Origin of the sequence: Alteripontixanthobacter muriae (assembly GCF_013336795.1) — a bacterium.
Lineage (GTDB): Bacteria > Pseudomonadota > Alphaproteobacteria > Sphingomonadales > Sphingomonadaceae > Pseudopontixanthobacter > Pseudopontixanthobacter muriae.
In genome coordinates this window covers 1-7,723 of sequence record NZ_JAAFZT010000010.1, presented here as the reverse complement: position 1 = coordinate 7,723, position 7,723 = coordinate 1, and the positions used below count along the sequence as shown (strand labels likewise).

General features: G+C 55.2%; 9 protein-coding genes. 5 read left to right on the top strand and 4 right to left on the bottom strand.

Annotated features, from left to right (window positions below; all coding sequences use genetic code 11):
• Positions 1 to 107: 107 nt before the first annotated feature.
• Positions 108 to 653, top strand: coding sequence for a hypothetical protein (locus G7A66_RS03340; protein WP_174294301.1), 546 nt, complete (start codon positions 108 to 110; stop codon positions 651 to 653).
• Positions 654 to 849: 196 nt separating this feature from the next.
• On the opposite strand, the gene G7A66_RS03335 is transcribed toward G7A66_RS03340, so the two are convergent.
• From G7A66_RS03335 to G7A66_RS03325, 3 genes are all read right to left on the bottom strand, one after another.
• Positions 850 to 1,917, bottom strand: coding sequence for an HNH endonuclease (locus G7A66_RS03335; RefSeq protein WP_206675048.1), 1,068 nt, complete (start codon positions 1,915 to 1,917; stop codon positions 850 to 852).
• A 74-nt stretch (positions 1,918 to 1,991) separates the two neighbouring features.
• Positions 1,992 to 2,939, bottom strand: coding sequence for a tyrosine-type recombinase/integrase (locus G7A66_RS03330; RefSeq protein WP_174294300.1), 948 nt, complete (start codon positions 2,937 to 2,939; stop codon positions 1,992 to 1,994).
• Positions 2,940 to 3,013: 74 nt separating this feature from the next.
• A complete protein-coding gene (locus G7A66_RS03325; RefSeq protein WP_174294299.1) occupies positions 3,014 to 3,334 on the bottom strand; it encodes a hypothetical protein in 321 nt (106 codons plus the stop codon).
• 1,304 nt (positions 3,335 to 4,638) lie between these two features.
• Here G7A66_RS03325 and G7A66_RS03320 point away from each other — a divergent pair.
• Complete coding sequence (locus tag G7A66_RS03320) at positions 4,639 to 5,031, top strand: hypothetical protein (protein WP_174294298.1); 393 nt, start codon at positions 4,639 to 4,641, stop codon at positions 5,029 to 5,031.
• A gap of 194 nt (positions 5,032 to 5,225) precedes the next feature.
• On the opposite strand, the gene G7A66_RS03315 is transcribed toward G7A66_RS03320, so the two are convergent.
• Positions 5,226 to 5,852, bottom strand: a complete 627-nt coding sequence (locus tag G7A66_RS03315; RefSeq protein ID WP_232366615.1) for a thermonuclease family protein — start codon at positions 5,850 to 5,852, stop codon at positions 5,226 to 5,228.
• 143 nt (positions 5,853 to 5,995) lie between these two features.
• Here G7A66_RS03315 and G7A66_RS03310 point away from each other — a divergent pair, with 143 nt between their 5' ends.
• The 3 genes from G7A66_RS03310 to G7A66_RS03300 all read left to right on the top strand — a co-directional run bounded on the left by G7A66_RS03310 (position 5,996) and on the right by G7A66_RS03300 (position 7,514).
• Complete coding sequence (locus G7A66_RS03310; RefSeq protein ID WP_174294296.1) at positions 5,996 to 6,514, top strand: hypothetical protein; 519 nt, start codon at positions 5,996 to 5,998, stop codon at positions 6,512 to 6,514.
• Between the two features lie 71 nt (positions 6,515 to 6,585).
• Positions 6,586 to 7,125, top strand: a complete 540-nt coding sequence (locus G7A66_RS03305; protein ID WP_174294295.1) for a hypothetical protein — start codon at positions 6,586 to 6,588, stop codon at positions 7,123 to 7,125.
• Complete coding sequence (locus tag G7A66_RS03300) at positions 7,122 to 7,514, top strand: (deoxy)nucleoside triphosphate pyrophosphohydrolase (RefSeq protein ID WP_174294294.1); 393 nt, start codon at positions 7,122 to 7,124, stop codon at positions 7,512 to 7,514. The genes G7A66_RS03305 and G7A66_RS03300 overlap by 4 nt, the downstream gene beginning before the upstream one ends.
• Positions 7,515 to 7,723 lie beyond the last annotated feature (209 nt).

Genomic DNA, 7,723 nt, shown 5'->3' with positions numbered 1-7,723 from the left:
GGCGGGTCGCCACCCGCTTCGACCGCAACATCAAGACCTTTATGGCCACAATCGCTATCGCAGCCATCGTCACCTGGTGGCTCTAATGAGTCCGGACCCTAGTAGGCTTGGCATCGCTAACTAAAGGCGCCTTCTTCGAGAAAGTTGTTGAGAGTGGATTCGGCGGCGAGCGCTTCGCGAACTTCAATCACCCCGATACGGATATTACGATCGATGGCATCGCTTATCAGATCAAGGCGACGGACAGTGTCGCTTATGTGGAATCAGTAGCAGACCACATTCCTCTCATTGCCACATCCGAAGTCGCAGAAAAGACGGGCGTCATCGACGGCGGTATGACAGACTTCCAACTGACCGAAACGATCGATCTGGCGCTTGGCGGAACGGTTATCGATGTCAGCGACACCATTCTCGATAGCGCCACTACGGGCCTGGGCGCGGTTGGGATCGTTGCAATCATCAGGGGCACCCACGGTGCTTGGAGCGCCTACAGAAAAGGTGAAACTGCTCTCGGTGCGCTCGGCGTAGGAGCTAAAACCACTGGCGTCAGCACGGCAAGATCAACGGTGACTCTCGCCGAACTCGCTTTTCGTGGAACGAAGTTGGCAGTAAGACAGACCAGGCGCATCGTATCGCGTGATCCATCGAGTTGATTGCTCAACCCATAGTTTTGCACCCACTCTGCCAGGTTCCCGATTCGAACCGCGTCAAAAAGGGACCTGATCTCCTCTCTATTGGTAATCTTGTGCCTCTGCGCGATTATGCGGCCTGCCACAACTTCCCCCCTCCCTCTCGTCAAAGAAGCGATTTGGGTATCCATCCTGCAAGACGTTGCTTGCGCTGGTTGCCTCAATGCCAGTTTCGCGGTCCGAAGTGCTCACGCCTGTGGCAGTTGGGACAGACAGCAATCGCATTCTCCACGATGTCTTCACCGCCTTCAGATAGATGCTTCATGTGGTGAACCTCCAAGTAAGGCGAGCCATCGGCGTTGCGCTTGAATGGAGCCTTGGATCCGCATCCCTCGCAAGTTCCATTACTGCGGAACAGAACTTCAGCAACGACGTCGGGGTTGCGGAGATATGCCGTTGATGACGTAATGACCTTCGCGGGACGTTTCGACGCATTCTTTAGCCGACTTAGCCGGTCCTGTCGTGATCCCCGCTTAGCCACAGCGACCTTCTTCAGAAAATCGCGCCGGAGCTCACCCTCCTCAACGCGGTTTCTGGGAGCGATAGCCTCCGACCGCACCAATTCGAACCACTTCGAACCATCCGGTTCTTTGTGAACCGTCTCATTCCTATACTGGCCTGAAAAGGTGAAGGATGACTCCCTGTCATCGGTGCGATAAAACACATAGACTGGGATCTCGGGGTTCTTGATGATAGCGGCATTCTCAACGTAAGCCTCGCTGAACACCTCCTTCCGAGATTTGAGGTAGTATCTGAGCCGCTCCGGTTCTGAGATCCACGCGTTTGGGTATTTACCGCCGGACAGGGTCGCTTTCACCAAAACTGCCTGAGGGTTGCCGGACCGACCGATCAGCAGAATGCCCCCGCTTCTGTTATCGTAGACCTCGGCGAAAATCACTAGCTCGCTGCCGGTGTAGCGTTCTCCAACCACGAAATCGTCCAGACGTGTTCGCTCAGAAGCGAACTTCCCGAACACGTCCATGAAGTCGTCGTGAATGTCTTCAAAGGTTAAGAGGTCCGCAGCCTTGAGCTCGCGATAAACATCTGTCTCTCCAGTTCCTTTAAAGCGATCCATATAGGCGATCAGATCACCAATACGCCGAAAGCGAGGCAGCCACGACCTGGTGTTCCGTATGGTTGCCTTGGCGCTATCAGGCAGATCAGGACTGCTCAGGGCAGGGTCGAGCACCTTCTGTTCGATAAACAAACGAGCATCTTCGACCCTCACTCTGACCTCCTAAGCTGACCCTGCCAGTCTTCTTCGAAACTCATGCAAGGTCTAGCGGAGTTTGCCCACCCTGACTACGCGGCCAACAACCCCCGCTCCATCTCGCCCATGAGGTCCACATCCTTCGCGGGATCATGAAACAGGTGGCCATAAACATCATAGGTCATGGTGAGAGACGAATGCCCAAGCATCGTCTGGATCTTCTTCGGCGGCCAACCTTGCTCAATGAAAAGCGACGCAGCCGCGTGCCGCAGTGCATGGAGTGAAAACCTCGGAGCGCCCTCTCCGTCAACTATTCCAGACTTCAGCATCAGCGGTTTGAAGACACGGTTATAGATGTTGGAATGTGTTTCGATGTTACCCACCCCGTTTGGGAAAACCAGGTTGAGCTCGCCGGCAGGACAAGCAAGCTTCCATCCCTTGAGCACCTTCGCCAACTGCGGCCCCATAGGGATCTCGCGCCGACCGGACTTACTCTTGGTGTTCCCTATGTCGCAGTAGCGATCAGCACGCTTCCTGACGGTGATCACGCTTCGCTCGAAGTCGATTGCATCCCACGTCAGTCCACGCAGCTCTGACATGCGCATACCAGTGAAGAGCGCAGTCATGATGAGCGGCTGGTGCTTTGGCAGCGCGTTTGAGATCAAAGCCCTGATCTCGTCCTTGGTGGGGAACACGCGGTCAGGATCGTGGCGCTCCGATCGCCGAAGCTTTACATCGCGTGCCATGTTGTGCTGCACAAGACCTCTTTCCTGCGCGGCACTGATGATCGATCGGAGCGTCGTCAGGCATTTCTTCGCCATTGCGCGCGTGCTATCGCGCAGCATAGCGTCGAGAAAATCCCGCACATCAACAGCGCTAAGCCCAGTGAGCAGCAGATGCCCTATCTTTGGCTCGATGTGATTTTTCACATGGCCGCGATACGAGTGGAGCGTCGCACGTTCCAGCTTCTCGAGCTCACACCGAGCCATCCAGATTTTGGCGGCGTCGCTGATGGTGATGATGTCTTCGGGAGTAATCATGTGCTTTTCCTTAGTGGTTGTTATTTCCCACTATTCTAGGAGAAGCGGAGCGATCTGTCGGGCTGTTTTCCAGCCTATTCGATGGGTTTTTGTGCCTCTTCGCTCTCCCGCTTTTGCTTCACCAAGGCGGTAACGATGCGAGCCACACTCTCCCAGTTTTCGATGATGAAACGCCGCTTTTCGGCGAGGTCCGCTCGGGAATAATGATAAGAGATCTGATCCGCTCTGGAGGTTGCTGCTCGCTTCTTGCGATAGCCAGCAGCCAGGGAAGCCCGGTATACCGTGATGTCGCCATCATCGATCATCTTGAGCAGGTCATCCCGACCGTCCCTTCCGAGACGATGGAGCCAATAGGAATTGTCGCGCTTTATAGTGTCTGTCATCGTCGGGCTCATAGACGCGTCTATGATAGCGCGTCAACTGAATGCCAATCACGGCCCGTCGGCTTGTCGCAACGCAGCCACAGCTAAGCGCCACCGCGGCGTTTTTGGTCCAAAATCGTTGCCCGCGGTGGTATACTGAAGGCAAGCCATTTCTGGTCCGCGACAGACGGTTAGCTACCGCGCGTTGCCATAGCACAAGGGATACAGCCGCCTGCCCTACGGCAAATCGGTAGCCGGGACGTAGACCGGAGCCGAGCGAGTGCGCGCAATGGGAAAATCAGCCGCAACGACCGGCTGGTGAAAGCCCGCTCCGTCAGTGGGAGTGAAAGGTTGCAACAAGATGGGGGCGGAAAGCCCCCTGCCCTGTGAGAGTTGAAGGAAAGCTCAGCAGGGTGCTTCTAGCACGCGCTAGATAACCGGACGGGCCGAGAGGCCGGGGTTTCGGAGCAAGTCGATCGGCAAAGCGTCCCGCCGATCCCAGTTGTCGCTCAACTCAATGCTCTTCACCACTTCCCATGGGATAACCAAGGAATAACCCCTCGCAGCTGTGATGATTTCTTTTCACGGTTGCGGGGGGATAGAAGTCTTCCTTGGGATGCTATCTAAACACATAAAAAGAAAGACTGACGCTGCGTAGTAGCGTCGATCTGCTGCCGGGCGAAGCCCGGTAGCTACATTCAACGAAAACATGAAAGTAAAAGAATTTATGAAACAGGAATTTGATGAACTGATAGATCTCGCAGTTAAGCAGAAGACATGCGCACTGGATTACATGGTGCTTGCATATTCTTGGGTGTTTATGGGCTACATGATATGGTTCACTTCTAATTGACAAATAATCTCAACATCATTGGGGACTGCGCGAACGCCACGACAGCACCCACTTGTCGTGAACTTGAAAAAAGAGAATACATGACGACACCGCCGGCACCTTGCGCAAGATCGTGCTTGAGGTGCTTCATCGGATACATCTCTTTGCAACGCGCAGAGATCCCTGGCGATCTACGGAGGTTTGCTGGCGCCCGTCAGGCGTGACTTCGAAAAGCGATGGCCTCCGGTCATAACATACTGACACCCGCCAGGGGAAAGAAGCCTACGCGAGCATGCCACTCACGACTTTCGCGCCATGGTCGGAGCACGGCTCCTGCGGGTGCGTGCAATCGGCAGTTGCTTTAAGTTGCTCCGTTTCGCAAGCTTTTTGCCCTACAGTTAGAGTTCCTCTTTCCCGAGATGCGAACCCGAAATCCGTGTCGAGCTCCTGGTTGATTTATACAACCAGCCGGTGTGAGCAGGTGCAGAATGTGCTATACTGGGAGATGACCAAAGCACCGCCTTCACCCTCACGAGCCGGACGGCTCTCGCAGACCGATTGGTCTACCATCGTCGACCTCTACGAGTTCGGGGACAAGAACCAGCGGCAGCTTGCGCAGCACTTCGGAGTCTCTAGCTCGGCCATTCAGAAGGGACTGAAGAAGCGAGGTGCGATAAAGGGAAGGCGCGTAGGGGAGCACCCCGCGCTTATCCATTTGAAGCGGGAATTGAACCTCAAATGGAGAGCGAAGCGAGCAGCAGAAGCCGCAGCTTTCGAGCGCATGAATGAACGCACGGCCTTCGTTGCGGCTCTGACGGAGATGCTCTTGCGCGCGGACGACAATGGCACGCTGGATCAGTTAGGCCCCCTCTTTAGCGATCTTCGCCGCGGGCTTTGACTACTGACACCAGCAGCTTCATGGGGCGACAGGAAACGTATCGACCGCGCCGAGGAGGAGGTCCTAGAGCTTCTAGCGCGAAGCGACCAGGGTGGTGCCGAAATCCGGGAGGTTGTTCGTCCAGCGCCATCCACCGGCGGTTACCGCCTCAGGGCCATCTGCCCTCCGGCAGGAACCGGGGCTGTTTTCGGCCTTCAATCTCCCGAGAAGAGACCTAGCTGCCCCTCTCGCGCGACCTTGCGGCGCTTTTGCTTCTGCTTAAATTTCCACGGCATCTCGGGATTGTTCTGGCTCCACAGACCTCTACGAGCTTGCCGCGCATTTTCTTCTGCTTGGAAATACTCGTCTTCACGATCGAATGCATACTGCCGCAACACCCACGCATAACCGTTTACGATCATCTCGAGTTCTACATTCCGCGTCACAGGGCGGGCAACTCGAACCATTCCACGACCGCACTTCCCGCCGACATAATAAAGCACTGGGCCGACTGGTATTTCCTCAGTGAGATAAGCCATGCCAAGCATTCGCTTATAATTGTCGATCGGCAAGAAGCCTTGTGATTCTTTGCCGATAGGATCTAAGCGTAGCCCCTTGCCTCCGATCAGGTGTTCAAGAAACGCATGCGCTTCCGCTCCGAACGCTTGCCCCATCTCCGGTGCGTCGATGAACGCAAAGCGAAACGGCACACCCTCGACCCACTGAGATCTTGCCGGATTCCAAACACGCGCGAGGAAACCGTCTCCATCGAAGACCTTAATGACTTTCGCTTCGGACCTCTGGGCAAGCTGGCCCGGCCGCGGATCATCTGGTGCGATCATCAACGCATCTTTCCAGCTCGCAGCTCACTGGCGGTGTTCTGCACCTTGCTCTCCCTCTCACCTGGCTAAATTATCGCCCGGCGCCGCTACATGTTACAAGAGAAGAAATGGAGCGGCACCGGTATCGTAAAGAAGGGAAAAACTTGGCAGGCAAAAAAAGTGTTCATCGAGGAACCTACCTTGCGAGGCAGGTCGGAGAGCACCTGGTGGTATCGGAATTAGGCCGCCGCGGGATCTGTGCGACCACTTTCGCCGGGAACGTGCCCGAGTTTGATATTCTCGCTTCGCGGGACGGTCGAACGCTAGGAGTCCAGGTGAAATCGGCGCGCGAAGGCAGCTGGCATCTCAATGCCTCACGGTATCTGGAGATTGAACTCGCCAAGGACATTCAGACGGTCAAAGGCGTCCATGCGGAGCTCGACGAAGACCTGATTTACATCTTTGTGAAATTGGGAGACGCCGCAGGCGAAGACCGACTTTATTTGCTGACGCAGGGTGACCTGGCGGGGTTGGTTGAGGACCAGCATACTGCGTATCTTCACAAGCACGGAGGGCGCCGGCCAAGAGCACCGGGTTCGTTCCATTCCGCCCTAAACGAGACACAGCTCGCACCGTGGAGTGATAATTGGGCGCTCATCGAGCGAGCGCTAGAAGCAAGGTGATCTATACAGAGCTCGCCGAGAAGGGTGCGTTCAGCAAGAAGGGCGGCTGCAATGATAGACTGTGATGGGTGATGATAAACGCCAAAGACATTGAGAACAAAGTTTCACAGCAGGTCTTCGGCAAGCCGCTGATCATGAATGTCATGAGGAGCTACGTGGCCGAAGCGATAATCTGCGAAGCTTTGGGAGGTAGGTGGTCATGGTGTTCGGGGGACTACGCGGCATGGGATATTGAGAGCCAGGATGGTGTTCGCATCGAGGTGAAACAGTCAGCCGCGAAACAGACCTGGCAATCAAAGAAATCATCTATTCCCGCGTTCGACATACGCCCACGTAAAGGCCGATACGATGGACCGAATTGGGTTGCTGAATCAGGTCGGAATGCAGATGTTTATATCTTCGCTTGGCATTCTGTCATTGACGAGACTGCGAACCACAAAGAGCCAAGCCAGTGGCTGTTTTTCATCGTTCCTACTGAAGAACTTCCAGATCAGAATAGCATCGGATTGTCGGCGCTCGAAAGCTTAGTTTCTCCGGTGAGCTACGAGCAACTTGCAGACGCAGTGGGGTCCGTAGTTGGTGCTCTTGATCGTGTCGCGTTCAGGAAATGAGAAAGGTGGCGGCTGCAATCGCAATGCGGGGAGGCAAAGTGCTCGTCACTCGTCGTGCGGCTGGTCAAAAGCTCGCGGGCTACTGGGAGTTTCCTGGAGGCAAGCTTGAGCCGGGCGAAACTGTCGAAACTTGTATTGTTCGCGAACTTCAAGAAGAGCTCGGCGTTCGATCTACCGCCGGTGAGGTCCTGACCGTTTCGGAGTATATCTATCCAGGCGGAGCGATCTCGCTAATAGCAATCGAGGTCTTACTTGAAGATGCCGACTTCCAGCTGACAGTGCACGACGATCATGTCTGGATTGCGCTAGAAGAGCTCCTCAGCATCGATCTCGCACCAGCTGACATTCCCATAGCGAAGGAGCTTATGAAGCGTCATGGCGCAAATTGACGAACTAGTGCCGGGTGATGAACTCACCAATGCTCAACTGTCAGCTACTTTCAGGGTCGGCAACATGGGAGGGATGCGACGGTCTCGCGAGACAAATTCGCTCGTGTGGACTTGTAACGGTTTTGTGCCGGTCACCTTCTCATTATGCCACCTTGGCTTCGAACGCGAGTGGGCTGATGCCGCCCAGATATGAATGTCGGCGACGGGTG